Raw genomic sequence first — 21,884 nt, 5'->3', positions numbered from 1 at the left:
ACCGCTCAGAGGGACAGGTCCACCGGGAACTCGGCCGGCGCCGCACCGAACGCCGTGCGGGCCGTCGTGACGACCTTTCGTCCGAGCAGGTGGTTGCCGGTCCCACCCACGACGGCCCCGATGCCGAACGGGAGGGCCCGGCCGAGGACGGAGGCCCCCTGCGAGGCGGCGAACCGTCGGATGAACTGTTTGCGGATCGTGTCGGTGAGACCGCTCATGGCCGCCTTCGGCAGCTTGGAGGTGACCAGTTCGCCCCAGAACGCGGTCCGGGCCGGAGCCGTGCCCATGGCCTCACCGGCGAACTGACGGACGAGGCTGGCACCGGGACCGCCGAGCAGCATCGCCATGACCAGTGCCCGGGCGCGGTCGGGATCCGAGACGGCGATGCCGTGGACCTCGGTCACGGACTGCGCGAAGAGGGCGCTCGCCTCGAGGAAGCCGGCGGTCTCGACGCCCGAGAGTGCCAGCGACACGCCCCAGCCGACACCGGGGATCACCGCGCTGGCCCCGACGGCGGCCCCGCCGGTCGTGACCGCGGCGAGGTATTCGCGCTCGAGGATGGTGATCAGCTTCTGCGGCGTCGCCTTCTTGTGACGGCGACGCAACGTGGCGACGTGCTTGACGACGACCGGGCGCTGGACGGCCAACAGCTTGTCGAGACGGCGCACCCAGGCGGCGTCGTCCGACCGGTCGGGCGCCGACGTCTGGTAGTGGTACTCGGTCGAGTTCGCTGCGTCGCGGGCGGCGAGCTGTGCGTCCGTCGTCGAGGCGGCGTGATCGGGGCTGTGGGGCTGACTGCGTTCGGGCACGGGTCGACACTACGCCGAGGGGCGGGGAGGGTGATCGGAGGCGTACCTGGCGAGGGCGTCGTCGAGTGGGCCGTCGAACACCAGGGCACCCTTGTCGAGGTAGAGGCCCCGTCGGCAGAACCGCTTGAGGTCGCGTTCGTTGTGCGACACGAGGAAGAGCGTGCGACCGTCGGCCAGCATCTCGCCGATCCGGGCATAGCACTTCTCGCGGAAGGCCTTGTCCCCCACGGCGAGCACCTCGTCGACGAGTACGACGGGCTCTTCGAGGCGTGAGATGACGGCGAACGCGATGCGGACCTTCATGCCGCTCGAGAGGTGCTTGTAGGGGGTGTCGACGAAGTCGCCGATCTCGGCGAAGTCGATGATCTCGTCGAAGCGCTGGTCGATCTCGGGTCGGGTCATGCCGTGCAGGCCGGCGGTCAGGTAGACGTTCTCCCGCACCGTCAGGTCGGCGACGAAGCCACCGGTGATCTCGATGAGAGGGGCGACGCCGCCCGACACCTCGACGGTGCCCGTGTCGGGCAGGATCACCTCGGCAACCAGTTTGAGCAACGTCGACTTGCCCTGACCGTTCCGTCCCACGACGCCGATGGCCTCGCCCGGCTGGACCTCGAAGCTGACGTCGCGGAGGGCCCAGAACTCGCCCGGTCGCGACCGCCTGCTGCTGTCGGCGAAGAGGTCCTTGAACGATCGCCGCCCGCGCCGGTTGCGGCGGAAGCGGATGCCGACGCCGTCGACGCGGATCACGGGGCGCTGTCCGGTGGTGGACATCAGATCTCCTTCAGGACGGCACGCTCGCTCGATCGGAAGACGAGCAGCCCGACGGCCAGGACCACGACGCACACGGCCCCGCCGACGAGCACCTCGGTCAGGTCGAACTGCTCCGGGAAGAACGCCGACCGGTAGAGGCCGAAGATTCCGCTCAGTGGGTTGAACGCGGCCAGAAGGTGGAGGCCCTCGGGGAGGTCCTGGGTGCCGTAGATGATGGGCGAGGCGTAGAAGGCGAACCGCAGGGCGAGCTTCGTGGCGCGCTCGAGGTCGCGGAAGAACACGACGAGCGGCGCCACGATGAGCCCCACCCCGGCGACGAGCACGGTCTGCATGACCATGGCCAGGGGGAAGAACACCACCTGCCAGTGCAGCTGCGCCCCTCCCACGGCGGCGAACAAGGCCAGGACGGGCAGGCTCAGGGCGAATTCGATGCCCTTCGAACCCACGAGTCGGAACACCCAGATCGTCCGGGGGATCTTGGTCGACCGGACGAGCTTCGCCTCGCGGATGAACGCCCGGGTGCTGTCGGAGACCGCGCCGTTGAACCACATCCAGGGCAGGAGGCCGGACAGGAGGAAGACGATGTACGGCTCGTCGCCGACCGAGCGCTTGAAGACGACGGAGAAGACGAAGAAGTAGATGCCCGACATCACGAGCGGGTCGAGGATCGACCAGAAGTAGCCGAGCTTCGACGTGGAGTACCGGACCTTGAGGTCGCGACTCGTCAGCAGCCAGAGCGTCTGGCGGTACCGCGCGAAGCCGCTTCGACGGGGCCGTTCGGCCAGGTCAGTGCTCACGGACGCCCTTCTCGTTCAGGACATCACACAAGGCCACGCAGCCGTCGGGAGACGGCCCGGTTCAGACGAACAGGTTCGCGCGCTCGAGGTCTTCGGCGAAGTCGACCTCGACGGCGTAGAGGTCGGAGATGTCCACGGGCTCAAAGCGTAGCCCGTCCTGGCCGATGGCCAGTTCGATGCCACGCTCGAAGTAGTCCTGGTTGTCGACCTTGGAGAGCTGGTGCACGAGCGTCGCCTTGTCGGCCTTGGACACGTAGTTGATGCCCACGGCCTCGCCGAGTCCGCCCTTGACCTGCTTCGACAGCTCGGCGATGTAGCCCTCGGCGTCGGTCGTGTACTTGACCTCTTCGTCGGACACCTTGGAGGTGTTGACGGTGACGAACGACTGGTCGTCGCGGACGAGTCGAGCCGCGCGGGTGAGGGCCGTGGGGTCGAAGACGACGTCACCGTTCATCCACAGGACGCCGCCGGAAGCGCTGGCCCGCAGGGCGCGGAGCAGGCTCTTCGACGTGTTGGTCTGGTCGTACATCTCGTTGTAGACGAACGAGGCCGACGGGAACGCCTCGACGATGTGCTCGAACTTGTAGCCGACGACGACGGTGACCCGGGCGTCGGGCCCGAATGCGTCACGGATGTTGTCGAACTGCTGCTGCATGATGGTGCGGCCGTCGTTCAGCTCGGTCAGTGCCTTGGGCAACGAGCGGCCGAGGCGGCTGCCGAGCCCGGCGGCCAGGATGACGATCTGCTGGCGGTGGTTCGTGTCGTTCTTGCTCACGCTGGTCTCCTCACAAGGGGCGAGCCCATGCGGGACGGGCTCTGCGGTGGCCCCGGCGGTGCGGACCGGACCCGTCTCTGGGTGCGGTTCGCCTCGTGTTCGAGCGGTGTTCACCGCGGAGCGTCGATCTGGACACGTCGTCGTGCTGTTGCAGACTACCCGATGAGGCCAAGGGCAGCCAGGGAACGGGCCCGAAGCGTGTCCCATTCGTGATATGCGTCTCCCGTCGTCCGGTCGGCGTCGTGGCCTTGGTACGGTGGGGCGATGGCTGGACGGCGCGAGGACGAAGTGGGTGACATCGCCCCCGACTCGACGCCGGGTGACGACACGGTCGGAGCGGTGGCCGCGTCCGACCAGGGGGAGAACACAGTGGACGACGACGCGACGACTGCGGGGGACGCGGCCGAGGGGACGGCCACCACGACCGACGCCACGACGGCCCGCGCGCCCGTGACGAAGGCCGCGACGGCCCGCACGCCCTCGGCCCCCCCCCAGCCCGCCCCGCCCCGCAAACCCTCCCAGCGCCCCGCTGCCGACCGGTCGGCGGCGGCAAAGAAGGCGGCAGCGACCCGCGCCGCGAACGCGCGCGCCCGGGCCGAGGCGGCGGCGAGGGCCGCAGAAGAAGAGGTCGTCGCCGAACTCGCCGATGCGGGCGTCACGACGGCCGGCCCCGTCGTCGTCCCCGTCTCCGCCGACGACTACTTCGGTGACGCCCTGTCCGCCGAAGAGGAATCGGCCGCCGCCCTGGACGACGCGCTCGCCGGTGACGCACCGTCGGCCACCCCGGCCGACGACGCCGGGACCGCGCCCGACGAGACCGCCATCGACCTCTCCGAGGCTGAGGCCGAGATCGAGGCCGACGGCGTCGTCGTCGAGACCGAACGGGCCCCCGCCGACGAGGGCGCCGTACGACCGGCCCGCGTCGTCGACGCCGAGGCCCCCGTCGTGCTCGCGATCTCGGGGCTCATGAAGCGCTACGGCGGCACGGTCGCGGTCGAGAACGTCGACCTCGAGGTCCGGGCCGGATCGTTCTACGGCATCGTCGGTCCGAACGGGGCCGGCAAGACGACCACCCTGTCGATCGTTACCGGTCTCCTGAGGCCCGACGCCGGCACGGTGACCGTCCTCGGGGCGGACGTCTGGCGTGACCCGGCCGCGGCGAAGCGGTCGCTCGGTGTCCTCCCCGACCGCCTTCGACTCTTCGACCGGCTGACCGGTGCGCAACTCCTCTACTACTCGGCGACCCTCCGCGGGCTCGACGGCGTCACGGCACGCAAGCGCTCCTCCGACCTCGCCACCGCCTTCGGCCTGCACGACGCGCTCGGACGTCTCGTCAGCGACTACTCCGTGGGCATGACGAAGAAGATCGCCCTGGCCGCCGCGATCATCCACTCGCCGCGGGTCCTCGTGCTCGACGAGCCGTTCGAGTCGGTCGACCCCGTGTCGGCCGCCACCGTGACGGACGTCCTGCAGCGCTACGTGGCGGGTGGCGGGACCGTGCTGCTCTCGAGCCACAGCATGGACCTCGTCGAGCGAATCTGCGACAGCGTCGCGGTGATCGTCGACGGTCACGTCCTCGCCAGCGGCACGGTCGACGAGGTCCGGGCCGGGCGCTCCCTCGAGCAGCGGTTCGTCGAGCTCGCCGGCGGGCGCGCGGTCACGGAGGGCATGGAATGGTTGCAGAACTTCTCCGACTGAGGCTCCAGACGATCGGCAACACGGTCCGCTTCGGGCCGCGCCGCCTGACCGTCGCCGTGGCTTCCGTGCTCGCCGTCCTCATCGTCACGATCGCGGTCGCGAGCCTCGTGAGCGGCCTGCGCGACGCGCCCCTCGACGACGTCCGCGCCCTCGCGGTCGGCGGGGGCGCCCTGCTGCTGGTCGGCTTCGCCGTCGTCCCGTTCGCGACCGTCCGTCCCGCCTGGAGCGACCCCCGCCGTCTCGCCGTCCTCGGCGTGCCCGAGGCGCGGGCAGCGGTCGGCCTGGCGCTCGGTGCCGCGATCGGCCTGCCCACGCTGGCCCTGCTCGTCCTCTCGACCGGGTACGTCCGTGCCTGGGGTGAGGGCGGCGGCGTCGCGGCGGTCGCCGTCGTCGGCGCCCTCGTCGCCGGAGTCACCGCGCTGTTGCTGGCCCTCGTGGCCTCGACGCTGAACAGCGTCGTCCTGACGTCCCGTCGCGGTCGTGAGCTCGCGCTCGTCGGCGCGGTGCTCGTCGTCCTGCTGGCCGTTCCGGTGATCGTCGACCTCGTCCGCCTCTCGTTGCCCGGTCGCTCGGGCACCGGAGTCATCGCGGACGCCCTCGCCTGGACGCCGTTCGGGGCCGCGCTCGCGCTCCCCGGTCACGTCGCCGCCGGCCAGACCGGTCGCGTCGTGGCCGACGTCGCCATCGCCGCCGTCACGCTCGTGGCCCTCTGGCTCGCCTGGCGGGCACTCGTCGCTCGTGCGTTCGTCGACCGACCCGAACCCGAAGAGGTCGACGACGGCGACGGCCTCGGCTGGTTCGAGTACGTCCGGGCCTCGCCGACCGGGGCCGTCGCCGGCCGCAGCCTCACCTACTGGATGCGCGACGCTCGTTACCGCATGTCGCTCGTCATCATCCCGTTCCTGCCGCTGCTCGTCGTCCCCCTCGGGATCGCGGGCGTCAGCTGGAACTGGCTGGCCCTCGTGCCGGTGCCGATCATGTGCCTCATCCTGGGCTTCCTGCCGCACAACGACGTGGCCTACGACAGCACGGCGCTCTGGATGCACGTGGCGTCCGACACGCGGGGTCTGGCGGACCGCGTGGGGCGACTCGCGCCTCCTCTGCTGATCGGTGTCCCGCTCGTCGTGCTGGGCTCGGTCGTCGCGACCTGGCTGTTCGGCGACTGGCAGGCGCTGCCGTCCGAGCTGGGGGTGAGCGCCGGCTTCCTGCTCAGCGGCCTCGGTCTGTCGAGCCTGGTGTCTGCCCTCATGCCCTATGCCACGGTCCGCCCGCACGACGACCCGTTCCAGCAGCCGCAGTCGAACGGCGCCACCGCGGCGTGGGCGCAGACCGTCATGATCGGAGGAGCGGTCCTCGCGACGGCACCCGCGCTCTGGTTCGCCGGTCGCGGCCTGATCACGGGCTACCCGGCGGGTGGCACGTGGTCGCTGGTCCTCGGTGTCGGAGTCGGACTCGTCGTGCTGGTCGCGGGTGTGGCCCTCGGCGCCCGGGTCTTCTCGCGCCGGGCGCCCGAGCTGCTGGCGTTCGCCCTCCGCAGCTGAGTCGAGGTCGACGTACGATGTCTGCATGACTGACACGCAGACGGGCGGCGGCCTCGACGTCATGGACCGCGAGCTCGAGAAGCTCCTGAACGACGAGGCGATCGACCCGGGCGACCACGAGCGTTTCTCGCACTACGTGAAGAAGGACAAGATCATGGAGTCCGCGCTGAGCGGCAAGCCCGTCAAGGCGCTCTGTGGCAAGAAGTGGACCCCCGGTCGAGACCCCGAGAAGTTCCCGGTGTGCCCGACCTGCAAAGAGATCTACGAGAAGATGACGTCCGAGTGATTCCGGCGCCGGGTCAGGCGTAGACGGTCGGCACGACCGGCTCGCCACGACCCAGCCGCAGCGCCTGGTCGGGCAGTTCGGCCACGGCCGCGGCCCGATGGAGGCGCGCGCGGGCCACGCCCTCGGCTCCCGTGTGACGGGTGTCGATCTCTCCGGCCGACACGAGCGGCACGTGCAGCGAGCGCTCTCCGTCCGCGACCTCGGACGATCCGACCCGGATGAGCTCGCGGGTGGCGACCCCGTCGACGATCACGCGCACGGGGGACTTCCGTCCACCGACCGAGGCCTTGTCGGCCGACTTCTTGGCCACGGAGACCCAGTCGCCCTCATCGCCGCGACGGGCGACCAACTTGAAGACCATGCCGGCTGCCGGGTGGCCCGAGCCTGAGACGACCGACGTGCCCACGCCGAAGGAGTCGACCGGGGCCGCGCGCAGCGCGGCGATCGTGTACTCGTCGAGGTCGTTCGTGACGGTGATCTTCGCCCCCGTCGCGCCGAGCGCGTCGAGCTGGGTGCGGACCTGTCCGACCAGCGACGGCAGGTCGCCGCTGTCGATGCGCACGGCTCCGAGCCCTGGCCCGGCCACCCGGACGGCCGTGGCCACGGCCTCGGGGATGTCGTAGGTGTCGACGAGCAGGGTGGTGCCCGGCCCCAGGGTGTCGACCTGGGCGCGGAAGGCATCCTCTTCGCTGTCGTGCAACAGCGTGAACGCGTGGGCCGCGGTGCCCATCGTCGGGACGCCCCACGTCCGGCCGGCCTCGAGGTTGCTCGTGGCGCCGAAGCCCGCGATGTAGGCGGCCCGGGCCGCGGCCACGGCGCTGCGTTCGCCCGTGCGGCGTGAGCCCATCTCGGCGAGGGGGCGCCCGTCGGCGGCCGAGACCATGCGCGCCGCCGCGCTGGCCACGGCCGAGTCGTAGTTGAAGACGCTCAGCGCCAGGGTCTCGAGCAGCACGGCCTCGGCGAACGTCGACTCGATGACCAGCAGCGGCGACCCGGGCAGGTACACCTCGCCCTCGGCGTAGCCCCAGATGTCGCCCGAGAACCGGTAGTCGGCCAGCCAGTCGGCCGTCGTGGCGTCCACGACCCCCGCCTCGCGCAGCCAGGCCACCTCGTCGTCGCCGAAGCGGAAGTCGGCGAGCAGTTCGAGGAATCGACCGGTACCCGCGACGATGCCGTAACGCCGCCCCTCGGGCAGGCGCCGGGCGAACACCTCGAAGACGCTGTCCCGGTGGGCCGTGCCCGCCTTGAGGGCGGCCTCCACCATGGTGAGCTCGTACCGGTCGGTCAACAGTGCGCTGGTCACCCCGCCAGCCTAGGCTCGCCCGGTCGTCCCGGGGGTCGCGGCTCGCGACGGGTAGGCTTCGTGGTCGTGACGGACGCACCCATCGGAGTCTTCGACAGCGGCGTCGGCGGCCTCACCGTGTCGCGGGCGATCATCGACCAGCTGCCCCACGAGTCGATCCGGTACGTGGGCGACACGGCCCACTCGCCGTACGGACCCAAGCCCATCGCCCAGGTGCGCGAGTACGCCCTCGCCGTGATGGACGACCTCGTCGCCCAGGGCGTCAAGCTGCTCGTCATCGCGTGCAACACCGCGTCGTCCGCCGTGCTGCGCGACGCCCGCGAGCGGTACACCATCGGCGCGGGCATCCCCGTGGTCGAGGTGATCCAACCGGCCGTGCGCGCGGCCGTGCAGCAGACGCGCAACGGCCGCATCGGCGTCATCGGCACCGAGGGCACGATCAACTCGCGGGCCTACGAGGACGCCTTCGCCGCCGCCGCCGGCCTCGAGTTGTCCACGCAGGCCTGCCCGCGCTTCGTGGAGTTCGTCGAGGCGGGGGACCCGCCGAGCCCCGCGCCGCGGGCCGTCGCCGAGGGCTCCCTCGCCCCGCTGCGCGCCGCCGGCATCGACCCCCTCGTCCTGGGCTGCACCCACTCCCCCCTCATGTCGGCCGCCGTGCAGTACGTCGTGGGCCCCGACGTGCGGCTCGTGTCCAGCGCGGAGGAGACCGCGGCCGACGTCTACCGCACGCTCGTCCAGCACGGGCTCGAGCGCACCGACCGAGGCGAGCCGCACCACGAATTCGAGGCCACCGGGCCCGACGAGAAGGCGTTCCTGCGCCTGGCCCGACGGTTCTTGGGGCCCGAGGTCTCGCGCGTCGGCCACCTCGAGACGGGGGCGATCGAGTTGCCCACGGGCCTCCGCCCCGTCGAACGGACCTGACCCGCGCCTCCTGCGTTCCCCCGGGGTCGACGACCCCGATCGCCATCCGTCCACCACCGCCGAGAGAAGGCACCATGACCGACACCACGAGCACGACCGTCCGCGCCGACGGCCGCAGCACCACCGACCTGCGACCCGTCACCATCGAGACCGGCTGGAGCGCCCACGCCGAGGGGAGCGCCCTCATCACGTTCGGCGGCACGAAGGTGCTGTGCACCGCGTCCTTCACGAACGGCGTGCCCCGCTGGCTGACGGGCAAGGGCAAGGGTTGGGTCACCGCCGAGTACGCGATGCTGCCCCGGGCCACCAACTCGCGCAACGACCGCGAGAGCGTCAAGGGCAAGATCGGCGGACGCACGCACGAGATCTCGCGCCTGATCGGCCGCAGCCTCCGGGCCGTGGTCGACACCAAGGCCCTCGGCGAGAACACGATCGTGCTCGACTGCGACGTCCTGCAGGCCGACGGCGGCACCCGCACCGCCGCGATCACGGGCGCCTACGTCGCCCTCGCCCAGGCGATCGAGTGGGGTCGCGAGAAGAAGTTCGTCGGGCAGAAGGCCACGCCCCTGACCGACAGCGTCTCGGCCGTCTCGGTCGGCATCATCGACGGCGAGCCCATGCTCGACCTCGCCTACGTCGAGGACGTCCGGGCCGAGACCGACATGAACGTCGTCGTCACGGGCAGCGGGTCGTTCGTCGAGGTCCAGGGCACGGCCGAGGGCGCGCCGTTCGACCGCCGCGAACTCGACTCCCTGCTCGACCTCGCCGTCGCCGGCGCCGTCGACCTGAGCCGCTTCCAGCGCGAGGCCCTCGGCCGATGACCCGTGTCGTCATCGCCACGCACAACCAGGGCAAGGTGGCCGAGCTGCGGCTGCTGCTCGCCGAGACGGCGCCGGGCGTCGAGCTGGTCGCCTACGACGGCCCCGAGCCGGTCGAGGACGGTGACACCTTCGCGGCCAACGCCCTGATCAAGGCGCGTGCGGCAGCACGTCACACCGGGCTGCCCGCGCTCGCCGACGACAGCGGCATCTCGGCGGCGGCCCTCGGCGGTGCTCCGGGCATCCACTCGGCGCGCTACGCCGGCACGCGCGACGCGGACGACAACATCGACAAGCTGCTCACCGAGCTCGACGGTGCCGACGACCGCTCGGCGTGGTTCTCGTGCGCCGCCGCCCTCGTCGTGCCGCCGCCCGTCGGTGCCGAGGGCCCCGACCGGCCGCCTGAGGCGAGCGAGTGGGTCGAGCACGTCGAGTACGGCGAATGGCACGGCGAGGTGCTGGAGGCGCGGGTCGGCTCGAACGGGCACGGTTACGACCCCGTGTTCCGGCCCGAGGGCGAGAGCCGCAGCGCGGCCGAGCTCACCGCGGACGAGAAGAACGCGGTCAGTCACCGCTCCCGGGCGTTCCGGGCGATCGCACCCCGGGTGGCCGCGCTGGCGGACTGAGCCGCGCGCGCCTCCTCGGGGTCGTCCGACCGGCGAGCACGTGCGTGTCCGAGGTGCTCAGGCGTCGTGCGGCGCCGACGAGACGCGCGGCGTCTCGACCTCGTCCGAGGCCTCGGCCTTCTTGGCCTGGTGCACCCCGTGGAAGTAGTGGATCGCGATGGGGATCACCGTGGCCAGCACGGCCCCGAGCAGGATCAGGTCGATGTACGAGCTGACGAAGTCCGCGACGGGCGGGATGTGCCCGATGCCGAAACCCGCCAGCGTGATGCCCATGCCCCAGACGACGGCACCGACGGCGTTGAACAGCGAGTAACGCCGGTAGCTCATGTGGCCGACGCCGGCCATGATCGGCGCGAAGGTCCGGATCACCGGGACGAACCGGGCGATGATGACGGCCATCGGACCGAACCGCTCGAAGAAGGCGTTCGTGCGGTTGACGTTGGCGACGCTGAACAGACCGCTCTCCTTCCGCTCGAAGATGCGCGGGCCGACCTTGTGGCCGATCAGGTAGCCGAGCTCGCCACCGGCGAACGCGGCGATGCTGATGAAGATCGCGATGAGCCAGATCGGCAGGCCGAGGGCACCGGGGTTGGTCGCGGCGAGGATGCCCGTGATGATCAGCAACGTGTCGCCCGGGAACAGGAACCCGACGAGCAGACCCGTCTCGGCGAAGACCAGCAGGCAGACGCCGAGGACGGCCCACGGGCCGAAGGACGTGAGCAGGTACTCGGGGTTCAGCCAGGGGATGGAGACGAGGGGCAGCATCGGGTGTTCTCCGGTCGTGGTCGTCGGCGTGCCCGGGGCCTCAGATGGGTCGTGCGGGAGAAGGGACTTGAACCCTCACGCTCGAAAGCACAGGAACCTAAATCCTGCGTGTCTGCCAATTCCACCACTCCCGCGGCAGACCGAGTGTACCGACGACGGCCCCCGGCCGGAACGGCGGACGAGGAGGCGCTAGCGCTTCGAGCGGGGCACGTGCGGTGAGTACCGGGGCACGTAGCGCACGAGGATCGCCGCACCCACGAGACCGAGCACGCCCATCACCCCGCTGGCGAGCGAGATCGACACGACGGCGGTCACCCCGGAGATGAGCAGCGGAGCGGCCGCGCTGCCGGCGTCCCCGGTGAAACGCCAGGCGCCGAGGAAGGGCGCGGGGTCGCCCTTGTCGGCCAGGTCGGCGCCGAGTGTCATGAGGATGCCGCTGCCGACGCCGTTGGCCAGGGACATCAGGATCGCGACGGTGACGAACCAGCCGACGTTCGCGTCGAGGTCGTGTGTGACCGACAGCGCGAGGTACGAGAGACCGAGGCCGACCATGCAGGGGACGGCGCTCCAGAGACGCCCGAAGCGGTCCATGATCTGGCCGCTCGTGTAGAACAACGCGAAGTCCACGGCGCCGGCGATGCCGATGATGATCGCGGTCTCGGACGCTCCGAGGCCGATGCTGACGGCCCAGAGGGGCAGCATGACCTGACGGCCCGAGCGCATGGCACCGATCAGGGCCGCCCCGCTGCCGAGCTTCACCAACACGCCGCGGTGACGCCAGAGGGTGCCGAAGAGCCCCTGGGCCTCCCTCGCGACGAGGTCGGCGCCGTCCTCCGTGCCGCGGCCCGGCCGGACGCCGAAGGCCGCCGACGGGTCACGCAGCACGAGCAGCGCGACGGCCGCACCGAGGCAGCCGACGATGTGCACGACGAACGCCGACTGGACGGACCCGGTCAGTTCGATGACCCCGGCCGACAGGAACGGGCCGACGAAGTAGCCGAGCCGGAAGACGCCGCCGAGGCTCGACAGCGCCCGGGCGCGGATCTCGACGGGCACGAAGCTGGTCATGAAGGCGTGCCGAGCGAGGGCGAAGACCGCGGTCGCGAGGCCGATGACCATCACGCCGACGGCGAGGACGATCTCGTTCGGCGCCAGCAGGCAGGTGACGAGACCGCCGATGCTGACGAGCGACGCGCCGATCATCGCGGTGCGCTCGCCGATGCGGCTGACGAGCCATCCGCTCGGGATGTCGCCGATCAGCTCGCCCACGAGGATGAGCGCGGCGACGAAGCCGGCGAAGGGGAGCGAGGCGCCCAGCTCGCTCGCCACGACGGGGATGATCGGGATGATGGCCCCCTCGCCGATGGCGAAGAGCGCCGCGGGCAGGAACGCCGCGAGGGCCACCGACCGCATGCTGAAGGCGGGGGAGGAGGAAGACATGTCGTCCGCCACCCTAGGCCCGCTGCGTACACTTGTCGGATGAAGGTCTTGGCAGCGATGAGTGGTGGAGTCGACTCGGCGGTCGCCGCGGCGAGGGCGGTCGAGGCCGGCCACGACGTGGTGGGGGTGCACCTGGCGCTGAGCCGCATGCCGGGCACGCTCCGGACGGGCAGCCGGGGGTGCTGCACCATCGAGGACTCGATGGACGCCCAGCGCGCCGCCAACAAGATCGGCATCCCGTACTACGTGTGGGACTTCTCCGAGCGCTTCAAGCTCGACGTCGTCGACGACTTCGTGGCCGAGTACACCGCGGGCCGCACTCCCAACCCCTGCATGCGCTGCAACGAGCGCATCAAGTTCGCCGCCCTGCTCGAGAAGGCGCTCGCGCTCGGCTTCGACGCGGTCTGCACGGGGCACTACGCGACCATCCTCACCGACGACCAGGGCAACCGCGAGCTGCACCGCGCCTCCGCCTGGGCGAAAGACCAGTCGTACGTCCTGGGCGTGCTCACCACCGAGCAGCTCGCGCACTCGATGTTCCCGCTCGGGGCGACGCCCTCGAAGGCCGAGGTGCGGGCCGAGGCGGCCGAGCGCGGTTTCAGCGTGGCGTCGAAGCCGGACAGCCACGACATCTGCTTCATCCCCGACGGCGACACCCGTGGGTGGCTCGCCGAACGCGTCGGTGCCGAGACGGGCGAGATCCTCGACCGCAGCGGCGCCGTGGTCGGCTCGCACGAGGGAGCGCACGCGTTCACGGTCGGCCAGCGCAAGGGCCTCAACATCGGGTTCCCCTCGGACGACGGCAAGCCGCGCTTCGTGCTCGAGGTGCGGCCCGTCGACAACACGGTCGTCGTCGGTCCGAAGGAGGCGCTCGACATCGCCGAGATCGCCGGTGGCTCGTACACGTGGGCCGGGCTCGCCCCGGTCGACCCGACGGTCGCCTTCGACTGCGACGTGCAGATCCGTGCCCACGCCGACCCGGTTCCCGCCGTCGCGCGGGTGTCGGTGGTCGAGGGTAAGAAAGAACTCGTGATCACACCTCGCGAACCCCTCAACGGCGTGGCCCCCGGGCAGACCGCCGTCGTCTACGTCGGCACCCGCGTCCTCGGGCAGTGCACGATCGACCGCACGGTCAGCGCCGTGCCGGTCCCCGCAGCCGCCATCGCCTGAGACGACCGACGATGAGCGAGACCGATTCCGCCTCCGGGTCCGCGGTCGACGCCGACGGCGTCCCCGACGACCTGCCCCAGGCGCGAGACGAAGCGGAACGGCTGACGACCCGCATCCTCGAGCTGCGCGACCAGTACTACGAGGGCAACGGCTCGACCGTCGCCGACGGCGACTACGACGGCCTCGTGCGACGCCTCGACGCCCTCGAACGGGCTCACCCCGAGCTGCAGAAGCCCGACAGCCCCACGCAGACGGTCGGCGGCCGGGCCGAGACCACCCAGTTCGCCCCGGTCGAGCACGCCGAGCGCATGCTCAGCCTCGACAACGTGTTCAGCGACGACGAGCTGGCCGAGTGGGCCGGCAAGGTGCAGCGTGACGCCGGGGCCGAGCGCGTGCGGTTCCTCACCGAGCTGAAGATCGACGGCCTGGCGATCAACCTGCGCTACGAAGACGGGGTGCTCGTCACCGCTGCCACGCGCGGCGACGGCGTCGTCGGCGAGGACGTGACCGGCAACGTGCTCGCGATGGGCACGATCCCCGAACGTCTCGAAGGCACCGGGCACCCGCCGCTCGTCGAGGTGCGGGGCGAGATCTTCTTCCCCGTCAGCGAGTTCGACGAGCTCAACGCGCAGCAGCGCGAGGCCGGCGAACGTGTCTTCGCGAACCCCCGCAACGCCGCCGCCGGCTCGCTGCGTCAGAAAGAAGAGGGCAAGAGCCCCGAGAAACGCCAGTTGATGCACGCCCGCCTGCGGCGCCTGCGCATGCTCGTGCACGGCATCGGCGCCTGGCCGGTGCGCGAACTCGAGCGCGCGACCGAGGTGCGGTCGCAATCCGAGGTCTACGACCTGCTGGGCGGGTGGGGTCTGCCCATCTCGACCCACTACCGCGTCTTCGACTCGGTCGACGAGGTCGAGGCGTTCATCCACGACTACGGGGTACGGCGATCATCGGTCGAGCACCAGATCGACGGCATCGTCGTCAAGGTCGACGACCTCGCCCTGCACGAAGAGCTCGGGGCCACGAGCCGGGCCCCGCGGTGGGCGACGGCGTTCAAGTACCCGCCCGAAGAGGTCAACACGACGCTGCTCGACATCGTCGTCAGCGTCGGACGCACGGGACGCGCCACGCCGTTCGCCGTCATGGAGAAGGTCGAGGTCGCCGGCAGCGAGGTCCGCCAGGCGACCCTGCACAACCAGCAGGTCGTCAAGGCCAAGGGTGTGCTCATCGGCGACACCGTCGTGCTGCGCAAGGCGGGCGACGTCATCCCCGAGGTGCTCGGCCCGGTCATCGAGCTGCGCGACGGTACCGAACGCGAGTTCGTCATGCCCGTCGACTGCCCCGAGTGCGGCACCCCGCTCAAGCCCGCGAAAGAGGGCGACATCGACCTCCGCTGCCCCAACGCCGAGAGCTGCCCGGCGCAGGTGCGCGGGCGCGTCGAGCACATCGCCTCCCGCGGCTCGCTCGACGTCGAGGGCCTCGGCGAGGTCGCCGCCGCCGCGCTGACGCAGCCCGTCGAGCCGGCCACGCCGCCGCTGCGGACCGAGGCGGGCTTGTTCGGTCTGACGATGGCCGACATCTTCCCCGTACGGGTCGTCGTGCGTGACGCCGAGACCGGCATGCAGAAGCTCGAGGCCGACGGGCAGCCGAAACTCGTCACCCCGTTCCGCCGCAAGCGGGCCAAACGCGACGGCACGTACGACCCCACGGCGGCCGAGTTCTCGGGTGACGAGACCTCGGTGCCGTCCAAGACGGCGATCGAGATGCTCGCCAACCTCGAGAAGGCGAAGACGAGCCCCCTCTGGCGCATCCTCGTCGGCCTCAGCATCCGGCACGTCGGACCGGTCGCGGCTCGCGCCCTCGCGAACCACTTCGGCTCGCTCGACGCCATGCGGGCGGCCTCACGCGACGAGCTCGCGGCCGTGGACGGCGTGGGCGGCATCATCGCCGACGCACTGTTGGCCTGGTTCGACGTCGACTGGCACGCCGAGATCATCGATCGGTGGACGGCCGCGGGCGTGCAGTTCACGACTCCCGGTCACCCCGGCCCGGGTGCGGCCGAGGCAGCCGGTGGCGTGCTCACCGGGGTGACCGTCGTGGCGACCGGCAGCCTCGAGGGCTTCACCCGTGAGGGCGCACTCGAGGCCATCGTCGAGGCGGGTGGCAAGGCCGCCAGCAGCGTGAGCAAGAAGACCGACTTCGTCGCGGCCGGACCGGGAGCCGGCTCGAAGTTGACGAAGGCCGAGCAGCTCGGGGTGCGGATCATCGACGCAGAGCAATTCGCTGTCCTCCTTAAGGAGGGCCCGGCGGCTCTCGTTGTCCCCCAGGTGGGGGACGAGGCTTCGTCTGATTCGTGATTTCCCTGGTCAGGGGCACTTTGCCTTCCTAAGATGTGAGGACGTGTCGTCCTCCAGCAGTAGGGAGCCGGGGTACAGGCACGTGACGAGGGGGAAGACCCGACGTGCTGTTCCTCGCTGCAGCAATGCTCTCTGCCTCGGTCCACCTCGCCGGGGTGGCCGATGCCCCGACCGTGACTTCCGCGCCGGTCCCGGCGGTCGCCCGCTCGCCAGCCGCGCCGCTCGTCCAGGCGTCCGTCCGCGCCGTCCCCGGGCCCGCCCCGGGGCGGGGCGGTCGGGCCGTGCCCGAGCTCGACGGCTGCCGGGGGGGCGAGGCGACCACGTTCTCGGCCGAGGCCTGCCTCGACCAGCTGGCCCGCGCCTCCTCGGCCGGGGTCGAGCGGTTCGCGGCGTCGCTCGACGCCGACGGTGACGACGCGGCGGCACTCGTGGCAGCGGTCGGCGGACAGGTCCAGCCCGAGGACGCGGCGGCCTGGTGGTCCGAATTGGATGACGGCCGGCGGACGGTCCTCGCGCATGCCGTGCCCGGCGTCGTGGGCAACCTCGAGGGTGTCCCGTACTCGGTGCGCGACACGGCCAACCGTCAGTTCCTGCGGTACGCGACCACGGCCGTCGCCGGGCGCATCGGCTCGGACGCCGAGCGACCGGACGACCCCAGGCGCCTCGCGATGCTCGAGCAGGTGCGGGCGACCCTCGACGGTGCGACCCACGACGTGCCCTTCGCCGGGACGGCCGACCGGCACCTCGTCGCCCTCGACACGGTCCTGCCCGGCCGGGCGGCCGTCACCGTCGGCGACCTCGACACGGCCGACGACGTCAGCGTGCTCGTGCCCGGCATGCTCTTCACCGTGTCGGACCAGCTCGTCGACTGGACCAACACCGCCGGCGCCCTGCACGACGAGCAGGCCACCTGGGCGACGTTGCTGGGGCGCAGCGGCCCGGGCCCCGTGCCGACCGTCGCCGTCGTGGCCTGGATGGGCTACCAGACGCCCGACCTGACGAACTTCTACGCCCTCGGCCTGGCCCAGCGGGGGGCCGCCCACCTCGAGGGTGCCCTCGAGGGGCTCGACGCGGCGCGCGCGGACGACGAACCGCGGGTGTCGGTCATGGCGCACTCGTACGGTTCGACGACGGCGACGATCGCCCTGTCGTCCGGCCGCGTCGCGGTGGACTCGCTCGTGCTGCTCGGGTCGCCCGGCAGCGTCGTGCCCGACGCGGGCGACCTGGCCGTCCGCGGAACCGACGTCTACGCGGCGGCCGGGAGCTTCGCCCCCGTGGCGGGCAGCGGCTTCGTCGGGGCCGACCCGGCCACGGCGTCCGTCGGTGCCGTCGTCCTGCACATGGGCGGCGGCTCCGACACGGTGACGGGCCGTGCCCTGGCGGGTGCCCTCGGCCACAACGACTACTTCCGCGCCGGCACCGAGTCGATGCGCAGCCTGGCCCTGATCGGGTTGGGGCACGGTGTGCTCGTCGACGGTCGAGCCGGCGACCCCGGCCGGGGTGACCCCGACGTGCCGGTCCTCACGCTGGTGCGCCCGCAGGACGTGTACTTCCGCGACTGAGCCGGGCGCGCCTCCTCGACCGGTGCCGCCCCGTAGAATCGTGCGGTACCCCCGCCGCGGTACCCCCGCACGACCACGTGAGAGAGAAGCATGTCCGAAATCACGCGCGAGCAGGTGCAGCACCTCGCCGGTCTCGCCCGCATCGCCCTCACCGAGGCCGAGATCGACCCGATGACCGCCGAGCTCGGCCACATCGTCGACAGCGTCGCCAAGGTCCGAGAGGTCGCGACCGACGACGTCCCCGCGACCAGCCACCCGATCCCGCTCGAGAACGTGTTCCGGCCCGACGTCGTGGGCGAGACGCTCACGGCCGAGCAGGCGCTGTCCGGCGCCCCCGACCACGACGGCTCGCGCTTCCGGGTGAGCGCGATCCTGGGAGAAGAGCAGTAGCCATGACCGACACCACCTCGCTCGTCCACCTGTCCGCCGCCGAGCTGTCGACCCGTCTCGCCGCCGGCGACGTGTCGTCGGTCGACGTCACGCGCGCCCACCTCGATCGCATCGAGGCGGTCGACGGCGACGTCCACGCCTTCCTGCACGTCCGCTCGGCCGCGCCCGACACGGCCGCCGACGTCGACCGTCGTCGGGCCGCGGGCGAGGCCCTCGGCCCGCCCGCCGGCGTCCCGATCGCCATCAAGGACGTCCTGTGCACGATCGACATGCCGTCGACCTCGGGCAGCAAGATCCTCGAGGGCTGGGTGCCGCCCTACGACGCGACCGTCGTCGCCAAGCTGCGCGCGGCCGACCTCGTCCCGCTCGGCAAGACGAACATGGCCGAGTTCGCCATGGGCTCGTCGACCGAGTTCTCTGCCTACGGGCCCACGCACAACCCCTGGTCGCTCGACCGCATCCCCGGCGGGTCGGGCGGTGGCTCCGCGGCCGCCGTCGCCGCCTTCGAGGCGCCCCTCGCCCTCGGCAGCGACACCGGCGGGGCGGTCCCCCCGCCCCGCCCCCCCCCCGGCACCGCCGGGGCCAAGCCGACCTACGGGTCGGTCAGCCGCTACGGCGCGATCGCCCTGGCCAGCTCGCTCGACCAGGTCGGTCCCGTCAGCCGCACCGTGCTCGACAGCGCCATGCTGCACGACGTCATCACCGGGCACGACCCTCGCGACTCCACCTCGCTGCGCGACGCCTGGCCGTCGTTCACCGAGGCGGCCCGCACCGGTCTCGCCGGCGGAGCCCTGGAGGGCGTCCGCGTGGGTGTCGTCCGCGAGCTGAACGGCGAGGGCTTCCAGGCCGGCGTCAAGGCCCGCTTCGCCGAGGCCCTCGAACTCATGAGCGCGGCCGGTGCCGAGATCGTCGAGATCTCGGCTCCGAGCTTCGAGCACGCGATCAGCGCCTACTACCTCATCCTGCCGGCCGAGGCCTCCAGCAACCTCGCGAAGTTCGACTCGGTGCGTTTCGGCCTGCGGGTCGTCCCCGAGGGCGGCGGCACCGTCGAGGACGTCATGGCCGCCACCCGCGAGGCCGGATTCGGCCCCGAGGTGAAGCGCCGCATCATCCTCGGCACCTACGCCCTGAGCGCCGGCTACTACGACGCCTACTACGGCAGCGCGCAGAAGGTGCGCACCCTCGTGCAGCGCGACTTCGCGGCCGCGTTCGACCAGGTCGACGTGCTCGTCTCGCCCTCGGCGCCCACCACGGCGTTCCGGCTCGGCGAGAAGATCGACGACCCGCTGGCGATGTACCTCAACGACATCACGACCATCCCCGCCAACCTGGCCGGCATCCCCGGCATCACGGTGCCGATGGGCCTGGCCGACGAAGACGGTCTGCCGACGGGGTTGCAGTTCATGGCCCCCGCGCGCGGCGACGCCCGCCTCTACACCTACGGCGCCGCCCTCGAGCAGTTGCTCGAGCAGGGCTGGGGCCACACGCTCATCTCGCGCGCGCCCGACCTGAGCGCGACCGAGCAGACCGCCGCCACCGAGGGAGTCATCTGATGGCCAAGGCAGACCTGATGGACTACGAGAAGGCGCTCGAGCAGTTCGAGGTCGTCCTCGGCTTCGAGGTGCACGTCGAGCTCGCGACCAAGACCAAGATGTTCTCGGACGCCCCGAACTTCTTCGGTGGCGAGCCCAACACCAACGTCACCCCGGTCGACCTGGGCCTGCCCGGCTCGCTGCCGGTGGTCAACGAGCAGGCCGTGCGCTACTCGATCAGCCTCGGCCTGGCCCTGGGCTGCTCGATCGCCGAGAGCTCGCGCTTCGCCCGCAAGAACTACTTCTACCCCGACAACCCCAAGAACTACCAGGTCAGCCAGTTCGACGAACCGATCGCGTTCGAGGGCGAGGTCGAGGTCGAGCTGCCCGACGGCACGATCTTCGCCATCCCGATCGAGCGTGCCCACATGGAAGAGGACGCCGGCAAGCTGACGCACGTCGGCGGGTCGACCGGTCGCATCCAGGGCGCCGAGTACTCGCTCGTCGACTACAACCGTGCGGGCATCCCGCTCGTCGAGATCGTCACCAAGCCGATCATCGGTGCCGGCGCCAAGGGCCCCGAGCTGGGTGCGGCCTACGTCTCGACCATCCGCGACATCGTGCGGGCCCTGGGCGTCAGCGAGGCCCGCATGGAGCGCGGCAACCTGCGCTGCGACGCGAACGTCTCCCTGCGTCCGCACGGGCAAGAGGAGCTCGGCACCCGCACCGAGACCAAGAACGTCAACTCGTTCCGCTCGGTCGAGCGTGCGGTCCGCTACGAGATCCAGCGTCAGGCCGCGATCCTCGCCGCGGGCGGCACCATCACGCAAGAGACGCGCCACTGGCACGAAGACACCGGTCGCACCTCGGCGGGCCGCCCGAAGAGCGACGCCGACGACTACCGGTACTTCCCCGAGCCCGACCTGCTGCCCGTCGTCCCTCCGCGGGAGCTCGTCGAAGAGCTGCGCCTCGCCCTGCCCGAGGCGCCGGTCGCCCAGCGTCGCCGGCTCAAGTCCGAGTGGGGCTTCGCCGACCTCGAGTTCCAGGACGTCGTGAACTCGGGGCTCCTCACCGAACTCGTCGAGACCGTCGCCGCCGGTGCCTCGCCCCAGGCCGCCCGCAAGTGGTGGACCGGCGAGATCGCCCGCCTCGCCAACGCCCAGGGCGTCGAGGCCTCGAGCCTCGTGTCGCCGCTGCACGTCAGCGAGCTCATCGCGCTCGTCGACAGCGGCGAGCTGACCGACCGACTGGCCCGCCAGGTGCTCGAGGGCGTCGTCGCCGGCGAGGGCAGCCCGTCCGAGGTCGTCGAGGCCCGCGGGCTCGAGGTCGTCTCCGACGACGGCGCGCTGATCGCGGCCATCGACGAGGCCCTGGCCGGCCAGCCCGACGTGCTCGCGAAGATCCGCGACGGCAAGGTGCAGGCCGCCGGTGCCGTCATCGGCGCCGTCATGAAGGCCATGAAGGGCCAGGCGGACGCCGCGCGCGTCCGCGAGCTGGTGCTCGAGCGGGCGCAGGCCTGATCGACGTGACCACGGCCGCGGCAGGGGGCGGCGCACGGTGAACCTCGTCGCGCGTCGGCGCCCCGCCGTGCCCGTGGCGGTCGCCCTCGTCGGCGTCGTCGTGGCGCTGGCCGTCGCCTCACGCGTCCTGCCCGGTCGGGTCGTGATGGTCCACCTCAGCGAGACCGGGGGGTCGGCCTTCGCGGCCAGCCGCAGCGACCTCGTCCTGCTCGGTGCAGTCCTCGTGGTCGGCATCGTCGTGACCTGGCTGGTCTCGGCGCTGTTCCTCGCGGTGACGCCCGTCCGCCACGTGCTCGTCCCGCACGCCTCGTTCTGGAAGAAGCCGCCGAGCCGGGCCGAGATGAGGCGCCGGTACGCGCGGTCCCTCGCCGTGGCGACCAGCGCCTCCTTGTGGTTCGTCGCCGCGGTGTTCGTCCTCGCCATGGTCTCGCAGGGCGGGCCCCTCGCCGCCGGGTGGCTGCCGGCGGCCGTGTGGGCCGCGTTCGTGCTCTTCGTCCTGGGTGGGCTGATCTGGGTGTTCACCGCCGGGTTCACGCCGACTCCGACGGGTGTCGCGGCCCGTGCGGCCGCGTCCGAGCAGGAGGCGCGGGTCGCGTCCAGACCGTCAGCCGCCGTCGTCGAGACCCCCCGGTCCGGCCCGTCGGCGGCGCGCCCGCCGCGCGCGAGCCCGCGTCCGACGGCCGAGAACCCCAGGACCGGCACCGCGCCTCCTGCTCCGTCATCCCGACCGGGCCGTGCGCCCGGACGACCCGCGACACCGACCGGAGACGGTCCGCGCACCGGTCCGCCCCGCCCCTACCAACCCC

19 protein-coding genes, 1 tRNA gene and 1 pseudogene are annotated in these 21,884 nt (G+C 71.6%); 13 read left to right on the top strand and 8 right to left on the bottom strand.

The annotated features are described in order from the left end of the window. Window positions 1-5: 5 nt before the first annotated feature. From AEQ27_RS02795 to AEQ27_RS02780, 4 genes are all read right to left on the bottom strand, one after another. Window positions 6-809: an EcsC family protein gene (locus AEQ27_RS02795; RefSeq protein ID WP_235450953.1), complete on the bottom strand. Its 804-nt coding sequence runs from the start codon at window positions 807-809 to the stop codon at window positions 6-8. A 9-nt stretch (window positions 810-818) separates the two neighbouring features. Further along, on the bottom strand, window positions 819-1,580 hold the full coding sequence (locus tag AEQ27_RS02790) for an ABC transporter ATP-binding protein (RefSeq protein ID WP_054145303.1): 762 nt from the start codon (window positions 1,578-1,580) through the stop codon (window positions 819-821). After that, window positions 1,580-2,377 (bottom strand): ABC transporter permease, encoded by a 798-nt coding sequence (locus tag AEQ27_RS02785; protein ID WP_235450952.1) that lies wholly within the window; start codon window positions 2,375-2,377, stop codon window positions 1,580-1,582. Before AEQ27_RS02785 ends, AEQ27_RS02790 begins: the two co-directional genes overlap by 1 nt. Window positions 2,378-2,438: 61 nt before the next feature. Beyond that, the gene (locus tag AEQ27_RS02780) at window positions 2,439-3,152 is read right to left on the bottom strand and encodes an NTP transferase domain-containing protein (RefSeq protein ID WP_054145302.1); all 714 of its coding nucleotides are present in this window, start codon (window positions 3,150-3,152) and stop codon (window positions 2,439-2,441) included. Between the two features lie 264 nt (window positions 3,153-3,416). On the opposite strand from AEQ27_RS02780, the gene AEQ27_RS16325 reads away from it, so the two are divergent. From AEQ27_RS16325 to AEQ27_RS02765, 3 genes are read left to right on the top strand one after another with little or no spacing between them, the layout of a single operon-like run. Further along, entirely contained in the window at window positions 3,417-4,850 is a 1,434-nt protein-coding gene (locus AEQ27_RS16325) for an ABC transporter ATP-binding protein (RefSeq protein WP_082383188.1), read from the top strand. Further along, complete coding sequence (locus AEQ27_RS02770) at window positions 4,826-6,391, top strand: ABC transporter permease (RefSeq protein WP_152970107.1); 1,566 nt, start codon at window positions 4,826-4,828, stop codon at window positions 6,389-6,391. Before AEQ27_RS16325 ends, AEQ27_RS02770 begins: the two co-directional genes overlap by 25 nt. A gap of 25 nt (window positions 6,392-6,416) precedes the next feature. Further along, a complete protein-coding gene (locus AEQ27_RS02765; protein WP_043595414.1) occupies window positions 6,417-6,677 on the top strand; it encodes a DUF3039 domain-containing protein in 261 nt (86 codons plus the stop codon). A 13-nt stretch (window positions 6,678-6,690) separates the two neighbouring features. Here the strand turns inward: AEQ27_RS02765 and AEQ27_RS02760 are convergent, their stop codons facing one another. Then, a complete protein-coding gene (locus AEQ27_RS02760; RefSeq protein ID WP_082383187.1) occupies window positions 6,691-7,980 on the bottom strand; it encodes a nicotinate phosphoribosyltransferase in 1,290 nt (429 codons plus the stop codon). A gap of 66 nt (window positions 7,981-8,046) precedes the next feature. On the opposite strand from AEQ27_RS02760, the gene murI reads away from it, so the two are divergent. From murI to AEQ27_RS02745, 3 genes are all read left to right on the top strand, one after another. Continuing rightward, complete coding sequence (gene murI, locus AEQ27_RS02755; protein ID WP_054145334.1) at window positions 8,047-8,901, top strand: glutamate racemase; 855 nt, start codon at window positions 8,047-8,049, stop codon at window positions 8,899-8,901. Between the two features lie 74 nt (window positions 8,902-8,975). Next, window positions 8,976-9,722, top strand: a complete 747-nt coding sequence (rph, locus tag AEQ27_RS02750) for a ribonuclease PH (protein ID WP_043595412.1) — start codon at window positions 8,976-8,978, stop codon at window positions 9,720-9,722. Then, a complete protein-coding gene (locus tag AEQ27_RS02745; RefSeq protein WP_054145300.1) occupies window positions 9,719-10,345 on the top strand; it encodes a non-canonical purine NTP pyrophosphatase in 627 nt (208 codons plus the stop codon). The genes rph and AEQ27_RS02745 overlap by 4 nt, the downstream gene beginning before the upstream one ends. Before the next feature lie 57 nt (window positions 10,346-10,402). Here AEQ27_RS02745 and AEQ27_RS02740 read toward each other — a convergent pair whose 3' ends face one another. The 3 genes from AEQ27_RS02740 to AEQ27_RS02730 form a co-directional block, all read right to left on the bottom strand. After that, window positions 10,403-11,110 carry a DedA family protein gene (locus tag AEQ27_RS02740; RefSeq protein WP_054145299.1) on the bottom strand — a complete coding sequence of 236 codons (708 nt, stop codon included), beginning with the start codon at window positions 11,108-11,110 and terminating at the stop codon, window positions 10,403-10,405. A gap of 52 nt (window positions 11,111-11,162) precedes the next feature. Next, window positions 11,163-11,244, bottom strand: a tRNA-Leu gene (locus AEQ27_RS02735). 55 nt (window positions 11,245-11,299) lie between these two features. After that, the gene (locus AEQ27_RS02730; protein ID WP_054145333.1) at window positions 11,300-12,550 is read right to left on the bottom strand and encodes an MFS transporter; all 1,251 of its coding nucleotides are present in this window, start codon (window positions 12,548-12,550) and stop codon (window positions 11,300-11,302) included. Window positions 12,551-12,589: 39 nt separating this feature from the next. Between AEQ27_RS02730 and mnmA the strand changes: the two genes are divergently transcribed. From mnmA to AEQ27_RS02695, 7 genes and pseudogenes are all read left to right on the top strand, one after another. After that, window positions 12,590-13,720, top strand: a complete 1,131-nt coding sequence (mnmA, locus tag AEQ27_RS02725) for a tRNA 2-thiouridine(34) synthase MnmA (RefSeq protein ID WP_082383186.1) — start codon at window positions 12,590-12,592, stop codon at window positions 13,718-13,720. 11 nt (window positions 13,721-13,731) lie between these two features. Next, a complete protein-coding gene (gene ligA, locus AEQ27_RS02720) occupies window positions 13,732-16,074 on the top strand; it encodes an NAD-dependent DNA ligase LigA (protein WP_054145298.1) in 2,343 nt (780 codons plus the stop codon). Window positions 16,075-16,178: 104 nt separating this feature from the next. Next, on the top strand, window positions 16,179-17,636 hold the full coding sequence (locus AEQ27_RS02715) for an alpha/beta hydrolase (RefSeq protein WP_161805460.1): 1,458 nt from the start codon (window positions 16,179-16,181) through the stop codon (window positions 17,634-17,636). A gap of 90 nt (window positions 17,637-17,726) precedes the next feature. Then, window positions 17,727-18,026, top strand: coding sequence for an Asp-tRNA(Asn)/Glu-tRNA(Gln) amidotransferase subunit GatC (gene gatC, locus AEQ27_RS02710; RefSeq protein WP_054145296.1), 300 nt, complete (start codon window positions 17,727-17,729; stop codon window positions 18,024-18,026). A gap of 2 nt (window positions 18,027-18,028) precedes the next feature. Next, complete coding sequence (gene gatA, locus AEQ27_RS02705; RefSeq protein WP_054145295.1) at window positions 18,029-19,579, top strand: Asp-tRNA(Asn)/Glu-tRNA(Gln) amidotransferase subunit GatA; 1,551 nt, start codon at window positions 18,029-18,031, stop codon at window positions 19,577-19,579. Next, window positions 19,579-21,078: an Asp-tRNA(Asn)/Glu-tRNA(Gln) amidotransferase subunit GatB gene (gene gatB, locus AEQ27_RS02700; protein ID WP_054145294.1), complete on the top strand. Its 1,500-nt coding sequence runs from the start codon at window positions 19,579-19,581 to the stop codon at window positions 21,076-21,078. Before gatA ends, gatB begins: the two co-directional genes overlap by 1 nt. Before the next feature lie 37 nt (window positions 21,079-21,115). Next, window positions 21,116-21,884 (top strand): annotated as a pseudogene (locus tag AEQ27_RS02695) (hypothetical protein); the annotation flags it as partial.

It is taken from the genome of Frigoribacterium sp. RIT-PI-h (genome assembly GCF_001297205.1).
GTDB lineage: Bacteria > Actinomycetota > Actinomycetes > Actinomycetales > Microbacteriaceae > Frigoribacterium.
This window is presented reverse-complemented; position numbering and strand designations above follow the sequence as displayed.